General features: G+C 62.7%; 17 protein-coding genes. 10 read left to right on the forward strand and 7 right to left on the reverse strand.

All coding sequences use genetic code 11. The features are described from left to right. Positions 1 to 193: 193 nt before the first annotated feature. Genes CFI11_RS14270 through CFI11_RS14285 form a run of 4 tightly spaced genes read right to left on the reverse strand, consistent with a single transcriptional unit; the run spans position 194 to position 2,630 of the window. Positions 194 to 673 (reverse strand): DUF6505 family protein, encoded by a 480-nt coding sequence (locus CFI11_RS14270; protein ID WP_130407067.1) that lies wholly within the window; start codon positions 671 to 673, stop codon positions 194 to 196. Beyond that, complete coding sequence (locus CFI11_RS14275) at positions 673 to 1,350, reverse strand: biotin/lipoate--protein ligase family protein (RefSeq protein ID WP_130410023.1); 678 nt, start codon at positions 1,348 to 1,350, stop codon at positions 673 to 675. Before CFI11_RS14275 ends, CFI11_RS14270 begins: the two co-directional genes overlap by 1 nt. A 20-nt stretch (positions 1,351 to 1,370) precedes the next feature. After that, on the reverse strand, positions 1,371 to 2,432 hold the full coding sequence (gene apbC, locus CFI11_RS14280) for an iron-sulfur cluster carrier protein ApbC (RefSeq protein ID WP_130407069.1): 1,062 nt from the start codon (positions 2,430 to 2,432) through the stop codon (positions 1,371 to 1,373). A gap of 3 nt (positions 2,433 to 2,435) precedes the next feature. Then, positions 2,436 to 2,630 (reverse strand): DUF6494 family protein, encoded by a 195-nt coding sequence (locus tag CFI11_RS14285; RefSeq protein ID WP_130407071.1) that lies wholly within the window; start codon positions 2,628 to 2,630, stop codon positions 2,436 to 2,438. Between the two features lie 63 nt (positions 2,631 to 2,693). Between CFI11_RS14285 and CFI11_RS14290 the strand changes: the two genes are divergently transcribed. After that, entirely contained in the window at positions 2,694 to 3,416 is a 723-nt protein-coding gene (locus tag CFI11_RS14290) for a hypothetical protein (protein ID WP_130407073.1), read from the forward strand. Here the strand turns inward: CFI11_RS14290 and CFI11_RS14295 are convergent. Further along, positions 3,410 to 5,365, reverse strand: a complete 1,956-nt coding sequence (locus CFI11_RS14295) for a 4Fe-4S binding protein (protein ID WP_130407075.1) — start codon at positions 5,363 to 5,365, stop codon at positions 3,410 to 3,412. The genes CFI11_RS14290 and CFI11_RS14295 overlap by 7 nt on opposite strands. 326 nt (positions 5,366 to 5,691) lie before the next feature. Here CFI11_RS14295 and CFI11_RS14300 point away from each other — a divergent pair, with 326 nt between their 5' ends. From CFI11_RS14300 to CFI11_RS14340, 9 genes are all read left to right on the forward strand, one after another. Continuing rightward, positions 5,692 to 6,219, forward strand: coding sequence for a DUF3305 domain-containing protein (locus CFI11_RS14300; RefSeq protein WP_130410024.1), 528 nt, complete (start codon positions 5,692 to 5,694; stop codon positions 6,217 to 6,219). Beyond that, positions 6,216 to 6,788, forward strand: a complete 573-nt coding sequence (locus CFI11_RS14305) for a DUF3306 domain-containing protein (protein WP_130407077.1) — start codon at positions 6,216 to 6,218, stop codon at positions 6,786 to 6,788. Before CFI11_RS14300 ends, CFI11_RS14305 begins: the two co-directional genes overlap by 4 nt. A 14-nt stretch (positions 6,789 to 6,802) precedes the next feature. Further along, positions 6,803 to 7,396, forward strand: a complete 594-nt coding sequence (locus tag CFI11_RS14310; protein WP_254448922.1) for a molecular chaperone — start codon at positions 6,803 to 6,805, stop codon at positions 7,394 to 7,396. Between the two features lie 58 nt (positions 7,397 to 7,454). After that, a complete protein-coding gene (locus CFI11_RS14315; protein WP_130407081.1) occupies positions 7,455 to 7,643 on the forward strand; it encodes a ubiquinol-cytochrome c reductase iron-sulfur subunit N-terminal domain-containing protein in 189 nt (62 codons plus the stop codon). A gap of 114 nt (positions 7,644 to 7,757) precedes the next feature. Next, positions 7,758 to 10,637 carry a formate dehydrogenase subunit alpha gene (locus CFI11_RS14320; protein ID WP_130407083.1) on the forward strand — a complete coding sequence of 960 codons (2,880 nt, stop codon included), beginning with the start codon at positions 7,758 to 7,760 and terminating at the stop codon, positions 10,635 to 10,637. A 17-nt stretch (positions 10,638 to 10,654) separates the two neighbouring features. Continuing rightward, the gene (fdh3B, locus tag CFI11_RS14325) at positions 10,655 to 11,248 is read left to right on the forward strand and encodes a formate dehydrogenase FDH3 subunit beta (protein WP_130407085.1); all 594 of its coding nucleotides are present in this window, start codon (positions 10,655 to 10,657) and stop codon (positions 11,246 to 11,248) included. A 65-nt stretch (positions 11,249 to 11,313) separates the two neighbouring features. Beyond that, the gene (locus CFI11_RS14330) at positions 11,314 to 12,237 is read left to right on the forward strand and encodes a hypothetical protein (protein ID WP_130407087.1); all 924 of its coding nucleotides are present in this window, start codon (positions 11,314 to 11,316) and stop codon (positions 12,235 to 12,237) included. Positions 12,238 to 12,276: 39 nt separating this feature from the next. After that, positions 12,277 to 13,500 carry a formate dehydrogenase subunit gamma gene (locus CFI11_RS14335; protein WP_130407089.1) on the forward strand — a complete coding sequence of 408 codons (1,224 nt, stop codon included), beginning with the start codon at positions 12,277 to 12,279 and terminating at the stop codon, positions 13,498 to 13,500. Positions 13,501 to 13,504: 4 nt separating this feature from the next. After that, positions 13,505 to 14,776 (forward strand): c-type cytochrome, encoded by a 1,272-nt coding sequence (locus CFI11_RS14340; RefSeq protein WP_130407091.1) that lies wholly within the window; start codon positions 13,505 to 13,507, stop codon positions 14,774 to 14,776. A 362-nt stretch (positions 14,777 to 15,138) separates the two neighbouring features. Here CFI11_RS14340 and CFI11_RS14345 read toward each other — a convergent pair whose 3' ends face one another. After that, on the reverse strand, positions 15,139 to 16,125 hold the full coding sequence (locus tag CFI11_RS14345; protein WP_130407093.1) for an ABC transporter substrate-binding protein: 987 nt from the start codon (positions 16,123 to 16,125) through the stop codon (positions 15,139 to 15,141). Positions 16,126 to 16,191: 66 nt separating this feature from the next. Beyond that, positions 16,192 to 17,037 (reverse strand): ABC transporter permease, encoded by an 846-nt coding sequence (locus CFI11_RS14350; protein ID WP_130407095.1) that lies wholly within the window; start codon positions 17,035 to 17,037, stop codon positions 16,192 to 16,194. Between the last annotated feature and the right edge of the window lie 41 nt (positions 17,038 to 17,078).

Raw genomic sequence — 17,078 nt, forward strand, 5'->3', positions numbered from 1 at the left:
TGCAAAGGCCATCAAAGCCAAGAGTGCCTGCGCTCACGCCGCCCTTAAGCGAAACGCACAAGGTCCGGCCTGCGCCGCAACAAGGGACAGGGCCACGATATCAGGTCGCCTCCCCTGCTTCTTCTCGATAAAAATACGGCCGCCGGAGGCGTCGGGTTTTTCCTTTCCAAGGAAAAATCCGATTTGAACGGCTTCACTCGTCAAGGCTGCCGTGGACACCGATTTGCGCGATCTCGGCAGCTTGCGGTTCTATGGTCCGGTACGCTTCGCGCACGCCGGCCTCGCTCAGCTCCCGTGCGACCGTCAGCAAGGTATTTGCCGCGTGATCCGCGCAGAGGTCCGCCATCTGGTCTAGTTCTTCCCGGGCCACGCCGAGGGCCGCTTCCAAAGAGGGCGCCCCGTAGATGTCGACGAAATGCTGTGCCAGCGCCTGTGTCAAAGCCTCCATTTCCACAGGTTCGATCTGTGTCACCGCGACAAAGGTCACGCGGCCAAAGGTCTCGACCCCCAGCCAGCCGTTGGAAAAAGCCTGCCGTGCCTTTCCGACCAGATCGTCCTCCGTCCAGTTGGAAAACTCGAACCCTCCCGAGATGCACCATTCACCGGTGCGCGCCGGCGAATGAAAGACCCGCTGATCGCTTTCGTCGAAATGGATGGCCCGCGCCAGTTTCATCACCGTTCTCCCAGAAGTGCGCTGAGGGCAAGCAGATGCGTGCGCTCCGCATCCCGCAGCAACGCGCCGAACCGCTCGTCGACACCCACGAACGTGCCTGCTTGGCCAAGTATCACCGTGTCTTCACCAATGCCATCGGCAAGCCCCATCCATTCATCGTGCAACGGACGCATCCCCTCTTCCTCCCACCGGTTGATCCACACCAGCGTATGACGGGCCCAGCTTTCCAGCAGGCGCTCGGGATCCACCTCGGCGCAGCCTTCGTCATAAAGTGCTGTCTGATCCGGGCGCTGACCCGGATCGGGTGTCATTTGCATCAGCGGGACGTCCAGACCGATCACCAGCCAATCCGGCTGGCTGGCCGGATCCTTGTCCGACGCCGCGACAGAAAAGCCCCCGCAGGACGCGCCATTGACCTTTATGCCCCCGGCCCAGGTCAGATGCACCGCCACCTCGGGCGGGGCGAGCGCGCCCAGCGCGTTCTGAAACCCGACACCGCAAAGCGGCAACATGGCCATGGCGTCTTCCAAAGCGACTTCGGGCGCGAAGACAATCGCAGCGCGCAGTTTGTCGGCCTGCACGTTGTGGACCACGGTCCCGGCCTCGCAGCCCAAAGCGGCCTTGGCGCAGGCCTGTTCGAATGGGTCATCCCCACCTGAAACCGCATCGCCGATCATCAGCGGCGGGAAAGTCAGTGTCACGCCTGGCCCCCGTCAACCAGCGCGCGCGCCACCGACCGGAAGGCCTGGGCTTGCGCGCTATCCGGCTTGCTGACCACGATGGGCGCGCCGCCATCGGCGGCCATACGGATGTCGAGGTGAAGCGGGATCTCTCCCAAAAGCGGAACGCCCAGTTTGGCCGCCTCCGCCGTCACCCCGCCATGGCCGAACACGTGCTCTTCATGTCCGCAATTGGAGCAGATATGCGTCGACATGTTTTCGATCATCCCCAGGATCGGAGTTTTCATCTGCACGAACATGTCGATGCCCTTACGCGCGTCGAGAAGGGCGACGTCCTGCGGCGTGCTGACAATGATCGCGCCGTCGAGTGCGAATTTCTGGGTCAGTGTCAGCTGTACGTCGCCCGTGCCGGGGGGCAAATCCACCAGAAGAACGTCGAGCGCGCCCCATTGCACCTGGTTCATCATCTGCTGAAGCGCGCCCATCAGCATCGGACCGCGCCAGACGACCGCCTGATCCTCGTTGGTCATCAGCCCGATCGACATCATCGTCACGCCATGATTGCGCATTGGAAGGATGGTTTTTCCATCCGGGCTCGCCGGTCGGCCCGAAACACCCAGCATCCGGGGCTGCGAGGGTCCGTAAACATCAGCATCCAGCAAACCGACACGGCGGCCCTCCGCCGCCAGAGCACAGGCAAGATTGGCAGATACCGTGGATTTCCCGACACCGCCCTTGCCACTGGCCACCGCGACGATCCGATCCACACCCGGCACGCTCTGCGGCCCCTGCGGTTCTGCCTTGCGCTGCGGCTTGAGATCGGGCGGCGCCTTGGCCGCATGCGCCGTCATCATCGCGCTGACGCTCTGCACGCCATCGAGCGCGCGGATCTTTGCCTCGGCCTCCGCCCGCACCGGCTCCATCGCCTCGGCCCGGGCCCCGTCAATCTCCATCACGAAGCGCACCGTGCCCTGGTCAACCGTCAACGCGCGCGTGATCCCGGCCGAGACGATATCCTGGCCGCTCGCCGGATCGGTGATTGTTTTCAGCGCGGCCAAGACCGCTTCGCGCGTTGCCATATGTTACTCTTTCCCTTCAATCGTCCCGGTGACCACGTGATGCACGTCGAGCCCTTCGATGGTAAGCAAGACCTTCGCCTCATAAGCCTGCCCCGGTTCCGCACCTGCCTTGCGCAACCCGTCTTCGATTGCCTGCTGGCTGGTCACACCGACCTGCTTGAGAAATTTGCGCATCGACATGTTATATACATCGTTCATCACGTCTCTCCTTTGGTCCGATCCCATTGACGCATCTGCAGGCCCAGGCTTACGCTCACGCATATGCGCGTTCTTCTCTTGTGCCTCGGCCTTTGCCTGATCTCCGGTCCGCTCGCGGCCCAGGATGATCTGGGCCTGTCTGCCCCGCCCGCCATAACCGAAAGCGCATTCCTGCGCCATCTTCTGCCCCGCTTTTCGCTGAAAACGGGCATCAGGGTGGTAGCGGATGCCAACGGCCCGATGGCGTTGACCCCCGAGCCGCCCGGCACTCCCGTTTTTGAAGCGCGCGGCGTGCTCTATTACCTGAGGATCGACGAAGACGCCCGGCAGGACCGGTTCCGTGACTGGCTGACCTCCGACATCGGCAAGCGCACGATCGCCGCCTTCCCGGGCGATCCGGTCTTTTCGGCGCCTGTCGCGGCAGCCGCGTCTGAAAGCGCTCCGCTTTTCGAGGGCGACCTCGCCCTTGGCGCCGAATTGTCGCTCACCATGTGCGGGCGATGCCATGTGATCGGACCGCAGAACGCCAAAAACGGGATCGACTCGACCCCGTCTTTCGCCGTGCTCAAGACACTGCCCGACTGGGAGGATCGCTTTCAGCAATTCTATGTCCTGCGCCCGCACGGGGCCTTCACTCAGATCGCCGGCGTCACCGAACCCTTCGATCCCGAGCGTCCATCCCCGATCGTGCCCGTGGAAATGACGCTCGAAAACCTCGACGCGATCCTCGCCTATGTCGCGGCCTCTCCGACCGCGGATCTCGGCGCGCCTTTGCAAACTCAGTGATCCCGACGCTTCGAGAAGTAATCGTCGGTGGTGCGCACACGCGGTGGAGTTTTGCCAGCGAACGGATTGTTTTCACTGTGAAATTGCGCGTTTACCCGGCAATCGTCGCACATCTGGATCATGCGCGCCTGCTCTGACGACGCGAACATCGGATGCACACCCGCGAGTTTTTCCATGATCCGGTCAATCGTCGATTTGACCCCAAAGAGCGACCCGCATTCGATGCAGGCAAAAGGCTCTTCCTCGTTCAAAACCCGCTGCGTCAGTGCCGCGTCCGACAGATCCATCTGTGGCTTCAGCGCAATCGCATTTTCCGGGCAGATGTTGGAACACAGGCCACATTGCAGACAGGCATCCTCCTGAAAGCGCAATTGCGGCAAATCGGGATTGTCGATCAACGCGCCCGAAGGACACAAAGACACACAAGACAGACAAAGGGTACATGCATCGGTATTCACCAGCACGGCCCCATAAGGCGCTCCGGGCGGCAGAGCCAAGGGCGCGTCGGCATCCGTATTCAACGTCTGCGCGGCGAGGCGTGCGATCTGACGTCGATTGCCGAGCGGCAAAACCGGCTCTGCGATGGCCGCACGCGGTGCGCTTTCATAAAGCACTTCCGAAAGCGCATCCGGATCTTCCAGATCCAGCAGGCGCAGGCGGCCTCCTCCCCCAAGGGCTTCGGCCAGCTCCAGCTCGCGGTCCAGCGCGTCCCGTTCGGTGCGGGGCGCCAAAAGAACATCCACCTCGGCGAAACCATGGGCCAGCGCGGCCAGCATCTCCGCATGGCCGATGCCGGAGACGACCTGAACGTCCAACGGGATCACATCCGCCGGCAGCCCCCGTCCAAACCGCGCGGCCAGCCGGATCATCTCCGCGCCATGCGCATCGTGCAAAAGCAGGCGCGGCGCCTCTCCGCCTGCGGCCCGGTAGGTGCGCGCAAGCGTCTGCATCCGCAACAACAGATGCGAGACAGGAGGATCATCATAGGTGATCGCCGTCGATGGGCAGAGCGCTGCGCATGATCCGCAACCCGCACAGACCATCGGGTCGATGGCCACGTGATCGCCCGCCGGGGAAATCGCGCCCGTCGGACAGATATCCAGGCAGTTGCGGCAGCCTTCCTGACCCGCGCGGGAATGCGCGCAGAGGCTCTCTTCGAGGCGGACATAAAGCGGCTTTTCGAACGTTCCGACCAGCTGCACCGCTTCGATGGCAAGCGCCGCCACCGCCCTTGGATCGCCGGGATCGGCTTTGAGGTAGCCCTCTCGTTTCTGCGGTGCGGGCACCAGTGCGGGCTGGCCGGTCACGTCGATGATGATATCGCATCGCGACCGCGCACCATCCTGTGGGTCGGTGAACGTGGGCGCGCCCCGCCCCCCGGGTTCGATCTGCTGCAGCGCGTCGAGACGCAGCTCGAACCCGCCAAGCGCGCCGGTCAACTGGCGCACGCGTCCGCGTATGATGTCGTAGTCCCGCGTCCAGCCGGGTTCTGCGGCATCCGTGGTCAGAACCGTCAGTGTCAATGCGGTTTTCAACTGGTCGGCCAGGTCGAAGGCAACCTCGCCCCGCCCGATGATCAGGCAGACACCCTCCGACGAGACATCGACGGTGTTTGCAGGCGATCCGGGCAAAACCGCCTCGGCGGCGAGCGCCGCCATTTTTGGCGCGGCGTGCTCTGCCTGCTCGGACCATCCCGCGCGGTCCCTCAGATCCACGAAACCGGGCGCATCTACGCCCAGATCCTCGGCCAGCGTTTCGAAAGTCATGCGTTGCTGCTGGCACGCAATCACCGCATCACCGGACTTGATCGCATGCGCCGCCGCGTCCAGCTCCGCACCGCACAGCGCGGTGTGAACCTTGGAACAGCTCAGCCCGCTCGCGGCCGATACCGCGGATGGGTCCAGCGCCTGCGTGCCCAGGCAATTACACAATATCAACGACTTGGACATCTTTTGCCCGTTTCTCTGCTGGCTTTGAATTGGCTCCCCTGATGGCAGACTAGGCACAGCCCCCCTCGAAGGTAAAGGCCTCGGAGATGTTTTCCACGAAGACACCAGCTGCCTCGCTTTCCCGAAACGACGCCGCGTCGCAGAAAAAATAGCATTGGACATGCACTTTTGGGACTTGAACTGCGACCAATTAGACCAAGGTAGTAACTTTGAGCCTTTGAACCTTGGCGCGAATTGTATCCTGTTGCATACTTACTAAAACCGGAGATTGGGAACCCTTCGGTTCGGGGAAGTCATTGGCCAGGTCTGCCGCGCGACACATCGAAATGCCGCTGGGCATCGTTATCCGGAAGACACCGGGCGTCACCCGATGGGCGGCCTGGTGCTGGCGGGCTGTCGCCGTCTTACCCGGGGCGGCACCGGCGACATGGACCGAACTGCGGCGCGACGGGGATGCTGTCGAATATCACGCAGGCACGCCGACCCTGACGCTTTGGGCCGCCGAGGCCGAAGCCTATCTCGCCAATCTCTCCGATCAGGTCCCGTCCATCTACGTCGTGATGCGCGAAGAGACCGAGGACGATACGCCGTTCGAGATCGTGCTGGTCACCGCCTCACCCTACGAGGGTCAGGATTACGCGGACAGCAGCGAAGAACTGGTCGAGAAGGTGCCGATGCCCCCCGGGCTGATCGCCTGGATCCGTAATTATGCGCTTGCCCATCACGAACACGAAGACTTCGTCAAACGCCGCCGCGACCGCAAGCGCGTGGATCTGGCCGAGGATGGCGTGGGTGATGCCCGGATCAGCCAGCTCAGCGATGTCTACCGCGCGCCCAAACGGGTGATGCAGTGAGCGCGCGTTCGGATTTCTGGGCGCGCCGCAAGGCCGCCGTCGCCGCCGAGGCCGAGGCCGAGGCGCGGGTCGTCGCGGCGGAAAAGCGTGCTGAGGATCAGGCGGCCCTTGAAGAAAAGACAGATGCAGAGCTCCTGGCAGAGTTCGACCTGCCCGACCCCGATACGCTGCGGCCCGGTGACGACATCCGCGGCTTCATGACCCAAGCTGTGCCCGACCGCCTGCGCCGTCGCGCCCTGCGCCAGCTCTGGAAGCTGAACCCGGTGCTCGCCAATCTCGACGAACTGGTCGATTACGGCGAAGATTTCACCGATGGCGCGATGGTCGTCGAAAACCTGCAGACCGCTTATCAGGTCGGAAAGGGTATGCTGTCTCACCTAGAAAGCCTCACCACCGAGGCAGACAAGCCCCCGCTCGCCGAAGAGCTCCGCTGCGAGGAAAGCCCGCAAGGGCTTGACGAGCCGCTCGCAGAGCCCCCGGCCCCGCCCGTTGCGACCGCGACAGACCCCCAGGATCCCCCCGCCCCGGCGCCGCGCCGGATGCGCTTCGAGTTTGAGAGCACCGCATGACCCAAGAGGCCCGCATGCAAGACACCGTCACCGAGGAAGATCGCCTGCGCGCGGACTTCTATAACTTCCTCGGTCTCCTCCTGGCCGGCCCGCCCGACCGGATGCTGCTCGACCAGACCGCCGGGCTCTCCGGCGACGATACCGATCTCGGCCAGGCCATCAGCACGATGGCCCGCGTGGCCAAGGTCACCAAGCCAGCCGCCGTCGAACGTGAATTCAACGCCCTTTTCATCGGCCTCGGGCGGGGTGAGTTGCTGCCCTACGCTTCCTATTACCTCACCGGGTTCCTGAACGAAAAGCCGCTCGCCCAGCTGCGGGCTGACATGGAGGCGCAGACCATCACCCGCGCCCCCAACGTCTATGAGCCCGAGGACAACATCGCCTCCCTGATGGAGATGATGGCCGGCATGATCGTGGGTCGCTTCGGCGCGCCTGCCCCGCTCGAGACCCAGAAAACCTTCTGGAACAAGCATATCGGCCCCTGGGCCGGTCATTTCTATTCGGATTTGGAAGCCGCCAAGAACTCGGTCTTCTACGCTTCTGTCGGTGCTGCCGGCCGGGTGTTCATGGAGATCGAACGCGAAGGCTTCCGAATGGCGGGCGCGTAGGCGCCCATTCACCGGCACCTCCGGGTGCCCAAACGCGACAAGGGGAGGAGACATTCCCATGAGCACCAAGAGGGACGAGGGCGCATCGCGCCGCGATTTCCTGAAACTTGCCGGCACCGCAGCCCCTGCTGCCGTAGCCGCCGCCGCGCTCAGCGGCACAGAAGCTGAAGCGGCCGAGCCCACGGGCGAAACCCGCATTCAGGACACTGCGCATACCCGCGCCTATCTCGACAGCGCCCGGTTCTGACCCACCGGACGACGTCAAACCCCGGCAGACGGTTGCGTGACGCCCTGACGCTGGTTCTTTGAAGACCCACCCCAAGCGAGCCGGAATACCCGGCCAGCACGGAAGGAACGAAACATGCTTAGGAAAAAGACCAACGGGGTTGCGCGACGCCCCCAGCGGACAAGTATCCTGTCTGAGGTGGCGGAAAAATCCGTCGACCGCCGCACATTCCTGCGCGGATCAGGCCTGGCCATCGGTGGCCTTGCCGCGATCAGCGCCACGGGCGGCACAGTGACCCAGGCCGACGCCGCAGCCTCCGCTGTCGGCAAGGTCGACACGATCAAATCCGTCTGCACCCATTGCTCCGTCGGCTGTACCGTCGTGGCCGAGGTGCAAAACGGCGTCTGGACGGGTCAGGAACCCGGCTGGGACAGCCCCTTCAACCTCGGCGCCCATTGCGCCAAGGGCGCATCGGTGCGCGAGCATGCCCACGGCGAACGCCGCCTGAAATATCCGATGAAGAAAGAGAACGGCGAGTGGAAGCGCATCTCGTGGGAGCAGGCCATCGACGAGGTCGGCGACAAGATGATGTCGATCCGCGATGAAAGCGGCCCCGACAGCGTCTACTGGCTGGGCTCGGCCAAGCACAACAACGAACAGGCTTATCTCTTCCGCAAGTTCGCCGCCTATTGGGGCACGAACAACGTGGATCACCAAGCCCGGATCTGTCACTCCACCACCGTTGCGGGTGTTGCGAACACATGGGGCTACGGCGCCATGACCAACTCCTACAACGACATTCACAATTCCAAGGCCATCTTCATCATCGGCGGCAACCCGGCCGAGGCGCATCCTGTCTCGCTCCTGCACCTGCTGAAGGCCAAGGAGCAGAACAACGCCCCCGTCATCGTCTGTGATCCGCGCTTCACGCGCACCGCGGCCCATGCCGACGAATATGTCCGTCTGCGCCCCGGCTCCGACGTGGCCCTTGTCTGGGGAATCCTCTGGCATCTCTTTGAGAACGGCTGGGAAGACAAGGAGTTCATCCGCACCCGTGTCTGGGGCATGGACCAGATCCGCACCGAGGTCGCCAAATGGACGCCCGAAGAGGTCGAGCGTGTCACCGACGTGCCCGGCTCCCAACTCAAGCGCGTGGCCCGGACGCTGGCCAACAACCGTCCCGGCACCGTGATCTGGTGCATGGGCGGCACCCAGCACACCACCGGCAACAACAATACGCGTGCCTACTGCATCCTCCAGCTGGCCCTGGGCAACATGGGCACGTCTGGCGGCGGCACCAACATCTTCCGCGGCCACGACAACGTGCAGGGCGCAACGGACCTTGGCGTTCTCAGCCACACCCTGCCCGGCTATTACGGGCTCAAGCCCGGCTCCTGGGCCCATTGGGCACGTGTCTGGGACGAGGACCTGGATTGGCTGAAAGGTCAGTTCGCCATGGACGGCGACAAATCCATGATGAACCTCACCGGCATCCCGGTCTCGCGCTGGATCGACGGTATCCTGGAAGACAAGGAGAACATGGACCAGCCGGACAATGTCCGCGCCATGGTGCTCTGGGGCCACGCGCCCAACTCCCAGACCCGTCAGAAGGAAATGAAGACGGCGATGGAGAAGCTGGACATGCTGGTCGTGATCGACCCGTATCCCACCGTCTCCGCCGTTCTGAACGACCGCACCGATGGGGTCTACCTGCTGCCGGCCTGCACCCAGTTCGAAACCCGTGGCTCCGTCACGGCCTCGAACCGGTCGATCCAGTGGCGCGACCAGGTGGTCGAGCCGCTTTTCGAAAGCCTGCCCGATCACGTGATCATCGCGAAATTCGCCAAAAAGTTCGGCTTCGCCGACCGCATCTTCCGCAATATCGAGATGGAAGATGCCGAGACGCCGAACATCGAAAGCGTGACGCGCGAATTCAACGCGGGCATGTGGACGGTGGGCTATACCGGCCAGTCGCCGGAGCGGATCAAGCTGCATATGGCCAACCAGCACACGTTCGACCGGACCACGCTGCAAGCCATCGGCGGTCCCGCCGACGGGGACTATTACGGCATGCCATGGCCCTGTTGGGGCACGCCGGAGATGAACCATCCCGGCACGCCGAACCTCTACGACATGTCCAAACCCGTGGCCGAAGGGGGCCTCACCTTCCGTGCGCGCTTTGGCGTGGAACGGGATGGCGACAACCTCCTGGCCGAAGGTGTCTACTCGGCAGGCTCGGAAATCCAGGACGGATATCCCGAATTCACCATGCAGATGCTGATGGATCTGGGCTGGGACGGCGATCTGACCGCTGACGAACGCGCGGCTATCGAAGCCGTGGCGGGTCCCAAGACCAACTGGAAAACCGACCTGTCGGGCGGCATCCAGCGGGTCGCGATCAAGCATGGCTGCGCGCCCTTCGGGAACGCCAAGGCACGCGCGGTCGTCTGGACCTTCCCCGACCCCGTGCCGCTCCACCGTGAGCCGCTTTACACCAACCGCCGTGATCTCGTGGCCGATTACCCGACCTATGAGGACCGAAAGTTCTATCGTCTGCCGACGATGTATGCCTCGATCCAGAAGCAGGATTTCAGCAAGGACTATCCGATCATCCTCACCTCCGGGCGCCTCGTGGAATATGAAGGCGGCGGGGACGAGACCCGGTCGAACCCCTGGCTGGCCGAGCTTCAGCAGGACATGTTCGTCGAGATCAACCCGCGCGACGCCAACAATCTGGGCGTGCGCGACGGCGCGCAGGTCTGGGTCGAAGGGCCCGAAGGCGGCAAGGTCAAGGTCATGGCCATGGTCACCGAACGGGTGGGCTCGGGCGTGGCGTTCATGCCCTTCCACTTCGGCGGGCATCTCGAAGGCCAGGACCTCAGGGACAAATATCCCGACGGGGCCGATCCTTACGTGCTGGGCGAAAGCACCAACACCGCACAGACCTATGGCTACGATTCAGTGACCCAGATGCAGGAGACCAAAGCCACTCTCTGCAAAATCTGGGCAGCATAAGGGAGGATTGAGAGACAATGGCACGCGCTAAGTTTCTCTGCGACGCGGAACGATGCATCGAATGCAACGCCTGCGTCACGGCCTGTAAGAACGAACATGAAGTGCCCTGGGGCATCAACCGCCGCCGGGTGGTGACCATCAACGATGGCAAACCCGGCGAACGGTCGATTTCCGTGGCCTGCATGCATTGTTCCGACGCGCCCTGTATGGCGGTCTGCCCGGTGGACTGCTTCTACCAGACCGAAGACGGTGTGGTCCTGCACTCCAAGGACCTTTGCATCGGCTGTGGCTATTGCTTCTACGCCTGCCCCTTCGGCGCGCCGCAATATCCGCAGGCCGGCAATTTCGGCTCCCGGGGCAAGATGGACAAGTGCACCTTCTGTGCCGGCGGCCCGGAAGACACGCATTCGACAGCCGAGTTCGCCAAATACGGCCGCAACCGGATCGCGGAAGGCAAACTGCCGATCTGCGCCGAGATGTGTTCGACCAAGGCCCTGCTTGCCGGTGACGGCGACGTGGTCTCGGGCATCTACCGCGAACGCGTGGTTGCCCGTGGCTTCGGCTCGGGCGCCTGGGGCTGGGGCACGGCCTACGACCAGAAAGACGGCTGAGCCCTTTTTCACGAAACCAAAAGAGGCGGCTCCCTGTCGCCTCTTTTTGATCCGGAGCCATTGGCATGACGATCGGCCCCCCAAGCCGCGCCTACGATATCAGCCTGCATGACCGCCCCTTTGCGCCCGACAGCGCAGATCAGGGCTGGTGTTTCGGGCTGCCCCGCGGGCTAGAGGAGGGGCAATGGCCGCTGGACCCGGTCTTCGGCTATCCGCTCCAACATGGCTTCACCCTGCGTCTGCCGGAAGACTACCGCGTCCACGGGCCCGATCTGCCCTGGCTCAGCTTTTTCAGCACGGCGATGGATCATCTGGAAAACTCCGACTGGTCCCGATTTGATCCCGCCATCGTGGCCGACGCAAATTCCAGCCGTCCCGATGATCCGGCGGCACAGCCCTTTTGGGACGCCATGCAGAACAGGCATCCGCACCTGCACTACATGACCGATATCCTAGACTATTATTACGCCGTCGTCTTCTCGACAGATGCGGCGATCTCAGGGCCGACCACCCCGCCACCCGATCCGATCGTGACGGAACTCAACGCTCATGTTCCGCAGCCAAGCTGGATGACCCAAGGGGCATTCAGCGCCTTTGTGGGCACGTCACCTTTTGCGATCCTCGGTCAGACGATCCATCCCCGCGCGGGGGTGGATGCCACATGCGCCCTGACCTGGGGCCCCCGACGCGAAGACCCGAATGCGGGGCTTGGACCACGGGACACCTACGACGACGAACCTGCCGAGACGGGGTATGTCCAGCCTTACTATTTCGAGGGCGGCGAACTGACCGCCGAAGCCTACCGCCAGCATGATTGGGCGGCGGATCACAAGCCGAACCATATCGGCGGCACCATGCGGCCAGTCCAGGGCGTTCCCACCATGAGCCCGTTCTACATCGGGTTCGAGGAATATCTGGGCGGCTACAATTTCGGCACCGGAAACGCACAACTCGACTTCAAAAACATGATCTTCGACTGGGCCCAGTGACATGCAGCGCCCGTCGAATACAGCAGGAGAGACAGACAAATGAAACGTTTGGGACTGATCCTCGCAGTGATGCTCACCGCGATGTTGACCTATCCTGCCCTCGCGCAGGACAGCGCCGGGTCGCAAGCAGAGACCGCTACCCAACCCGACCGCTCCGCCACGGGCGGCGCGCCGACGCTGGAGGATATCTTAGCCCGCCAGCGTGGCGAGCAGGTCGATTTCAGCTACCGCGCCCAGGGCAATGACGGAGACGGTGCGGCGGCCATGGCCAACCAGCTCGGCACGCTGGGCGGCGCCTCTGACAGCGAGGTCTACCGTGCGCTGCGCTACGGCACCGCCGATGTACGCGTCTCCAACAACGGCCCCGCCTCTGCCGTCCTGATCCAGGATCGCGGTATGTGGTGGCTGGAGTTCCGGCAAGGCCCGCTCTCGACCTACGGTGCGTGGCTCCTGGGTGGCACGTTGGTGGCCCTCGCGCTCTTCTACCTGATCCGCGGCAAGATCCGGATCGACGGGCCGAAGACCGGTCGCAAGATCCTTCGCTTCAACAGTTTCGAACGCTTCGGGCATTGGCTCTTTGCGGGCAGCTTCCTGATCCTGGGTCTGACCGGCCTCATTTCGCTTTTCGGGCGTACCGTGCTGATCCCCCTCTTCGGGCACGAAGCGTTCTCGCTGCTCGCCATCGGCTCGAAATGGGTGCACAACAACATCGCCTGGGCTTTCATGCTGGGCCTCTTGATCATCATCTTGAACTGGACGATCCACAACATCCCCAACCGGCATGACCTGAAATGGCTTGCCGTGGCGGGGGGGCTTTTCTCCAAGGGGGTTCACCCGCCAGCCAAGAAGTTCAATGCCGGGCAAAAGATGATCTTCTGGGGCTGTGTCGTGCTTGGCCTGTCGATCAGCGTCTCGGGCCTGTCGCTCCTTTTCCCGTTCGAGCTGCCGATGTTCGCCAAGACCTTCGCGATCCTCAACCAGACCGGCCTGCCCGAGATGCTGGGCTTTGGCATCCTGCCCGAACAGATGGCCCCGCATGAAGAGATGCAATATGCCCAGCTCTGGCACGCCATCATCGCCTTCGTCTTCATGGCGATGATCTTTGCCCATATTTACCTCGGCTCGGTTGGCATGGAGGGCGCCTTCGACGCGATGGGCTCCGGCGAGGTCGAAGAGCAATGGGCCAAGGAACACCACGGGCTCTGGGTCGAAGAGGTCAAAGCCAAGGAAGCCGCCCAAGCCAACGCGACGCCCGCAGAATAAGGCGATGCGCTGGATCGCGGCCGCTCTCGTTTGCCTGCCATCGTTGGGGATGGCGGGCGATTTCTTTACGCTCAAGGGTCACGGCGGCCCTATCATGGGGATCGCGGTCAGTCCCAAAGGCCAGATTGCCACCGCAAGCTTCGACAATGCGGTTGGGCTGTGGAACGGCACTGATCCGCGCTGGCTCGATGGCCACGAAGCAGCTGTGAACACGGTGCTGTTCACGGGCGACGGGCTTTTTTCCGCCGGGGACGATTTCACTATCCGGCGCTGGCCCGACGGCGCGGTGATCGGACGACACCAGGGCAAGGTGACGGCTCTGTCCGCCCTGCCGGGCGTCATCGCATCGGCCAGTTGGGATGGCACGGTCGGTCTCTGGCCGCTCGACGGCTCTGAACCTCGTTTTCTGAAAGGCCATCAGGCCGGCGTGAACGCGCTTTTGCCTCTAAGCGACGGTCGCCAGATTATCACAGCCAGTGTCGACGGCACGCTCCGCCTTTGGGATGTGTCCGACGGCACCGAGACCCGGCAAATCCTGCGCCACGGCTTTGGCATCAATGAACTTGCCATGAACGCGGAAGCCGGCTGGCTGGCCTACGGATCGGTCGACGGCGTCACCCGTATCATCGACCTGGAAAGCGGGGCGGAACTTGCGGATTTCACCCTCGACCGCCGTCCGGTCCTAGCCCTTGCCCTCTCCCCGGATGGCACGCACCTGGCCGTCGGCGACGGCGAAGGCTACATCATGGTTATTGATACCGAGGCCTGGCGCATCACCCGCGACTTCCGCGCGACTGAGCGCGGGCCTGTCTGGGCCCTCGCTTTTTCCTCCGATGGGACAAATATCCATGCGGGCGGGCTCGACAACGTGATGTATAGCTGGCCACTCGCCTCGCTCACCGAACACGAAACCATGGGCACCGGCGAACGCAGCTTTCTCAAGGACCCCGCCACCATGGAAAACGGAGAGCGCCAATTTGCCCGCAAATGCTCCATATGCCATACGCTCACGCCGGACAGCGCACGGCGGGCAGGCCCCACACTTTACGGCCTCTTCGGTCGCCCCGCAGGCACAGTGGTTGACTACAGCTATTCCGACACCTTGCTGGGCTCAGATATCGTGTGGGACGCCACCAGCATCAACGCCCTGTTCGACGAAGGCCCCGATCATTACATTCCCGGCTCGAAGATGCCGATGCAACGTATAACAGACCCGGCCGACCGCGACGACCTGATCGCGTATCTCCGCCAGGCGACGAGGAACACAGACAAATGAAAGCCATGTGGATCGCTTTTCTGGCCATGATCGTCATCTCATTGGGCGCCTGGTATGGGCTGAGCCTTCTCGACTTCTCCGCGAGTGATCGTGGCAGTGGCGACGCCGTGCGCATAGACTAGAGGCCGCGCTTACAAGATCCGTCAGCTTAGACCGTATTTTCATCGAGAAGAAGCAGGGGACATGCACCTCTTCCGATCGGTATTAACCCTAATACGCGTTAAGGTTAATGCGCCTCAAGCCGGTTCAGTGCGCAACCAGTATCTCCACTTTCTCAAAATACCCGCGCCGCAGGCACGCTCTACCAGGAGCGTTCAGACCACGCATCCACCCAAAGCAGATGCGTGGTCCCGATCAGGCGGTCAGTTGAGCGCCTGATCCGTGATCACATGGGTCCAGGCGCCTTCAGGCTCCTCGGTAATCACCGGGTCAGATCCACCGGCCAGCAAAGTCGCCACCGTCCGCTCGAAATCCGCGGGATCAAGTGCGCCGTTCGAGCCGGCGGTCAGCTTCGCGATCTCACCCATCATACGCTTCTGGTGGGCCTCCGTTTGCGCCCCGGTCGCATCATTGTCCAGCACGATCTCGGCGGCCTCATCCGGGTTCTCCTCGGCATACTTCCAGCCCTTCATCGACGCACGGACAAAGCGGACCATCTTTTCCACGAACTCTGGATCCTCCAGCCGTTCTTCCAGCACGTAGATACCATCCTCCAGCGTCGCGACACCCTGGTCTTCGTATTTGAAGGTCACCAACTCATCCTCGGACACGCCCGCATCCAGCACTTGGCCGAACTCGTTGTAAGTCATGGTTGAAATGCAATCGGCCTGACGCTGCAGGAGCGGATCCACGTTAAAGCCCTGCTTCAGCACGGTCACGCCATCCTCGCCACCTTCGGTCGAAATGCCCTCCTGGCTCATCCAGCTCAGGAACGGATATTCGTTGCCGAAGAACCAGACACCGATTGTCTTGCCCTTGAAATCCTGCGGGCTTTCGATCCCGGTATCCTTCCAGCAAGTCAGCATCAGGCCCGACGACTTGAAGGGCTGGGCGATGTTGACGACCGGCAGCCCCTTCTCCCGTGCCGCCAGCGCCGAAGGCATCCAGTTCAGCATCACATCCGCGCCGCCCCCGGCCAGCACTTGGGGCGGTGCGATATCCGGCCCGCCCGGCAGGATCGTCACGTCAAGGTCTTCTTCCTCGTAGAACCCCTTGTCCAGCGCCACATAGTATCCCGCAAACTGGGCTTGCGTCACCCACTGCAGCTGCAGCTTGACCTCATCCGCCGCCATGGCCGACCCCGCGGCAAGCGCCAGTGCCATCGCAGCTCCTGTCAAAAATCCTTTCATCATCACACTCCTTGTTGTTGATTGCCCTTGTTATCGCTTGCATCTGCCAGGCTGACCCGGTTCCGATTATCTGCGTTGCGACGGGTGCCAGAAGGTCACCCACCTCTCGATCAGGGCCACCGCCCCGTAAAACACCGTCCCAGCCAAGGCGGCGACGACAATTTCCGCCCAGACCATGTCGAGCGCAAGCTGACCCACGCTGGTCGAAATCCGAAAGCCCATCCCAACCGTGGGCGAGCCGAAAAATTCAGCAATGATCGCCCCGATCAAAGCCAGCGTCGTGGCGATTTTCAAGCCGTTGAATATAAACGGCATGGCAGCCGGCAAACGCAGCTTGAAAAAGCTCTGCCAGTAGCCTGCCGCGTAGGTTTGCATCAGATCTCGCTGGATCGCCGTTGTCTCTCTCAGCCCCGCCACCGTGTTTACCAGCATCGGGAAGAACACCATCACGACAACCACGGCCGCCTTGCTCTCCCAGTCGAAACCGAACCACATCACCAGAATGGGCGCCGTGCCGACGATCGGCAGCGCGGCCATGAAATTCCCAACCGGCAGCAGACCCAGCCTCAAAAACTCCGAACGGTCCACCAGAACCGCCACCAGCAAGGCCGCCGCGCAACCGATGACATATCCGCTCAACGCGCCCTTCACGAAGGTCTGCATGAAATCCGCCCACAGGATCGCTGTGCTGTCGGCAAAACGCACCGCTATCACGCTCGGCGCCGGCAATATGACCAGCGGCACCTCAAGCCCCCTGACCACAAGCTCCCAGACAATCAGGATTGTGGCGCCGAAGATCACCGGAACCGCCAGTTTCACGGCCTGCGTCCCCGCACCCGCGCTCCCTGCGAGCCGCACGTTCAGCCACCAGCCAAAGGCCCAGAGCACCAAAGCCAAAGCGATCAGCCCCACGCCATCCCCCGCTTCTTTGGGTCAAAAATATCCCGGGGGGA

Origin of the sequence: Thalassococcus sp. S3 (assembly GCF_004216475.1) — a bacterium.
In the GTDB taxonomy this organism is placed as follows: Bacteria; Pseudomonadota; Alphaproteobacteria; order Rhodobacterales; family Rhodobacteraceae.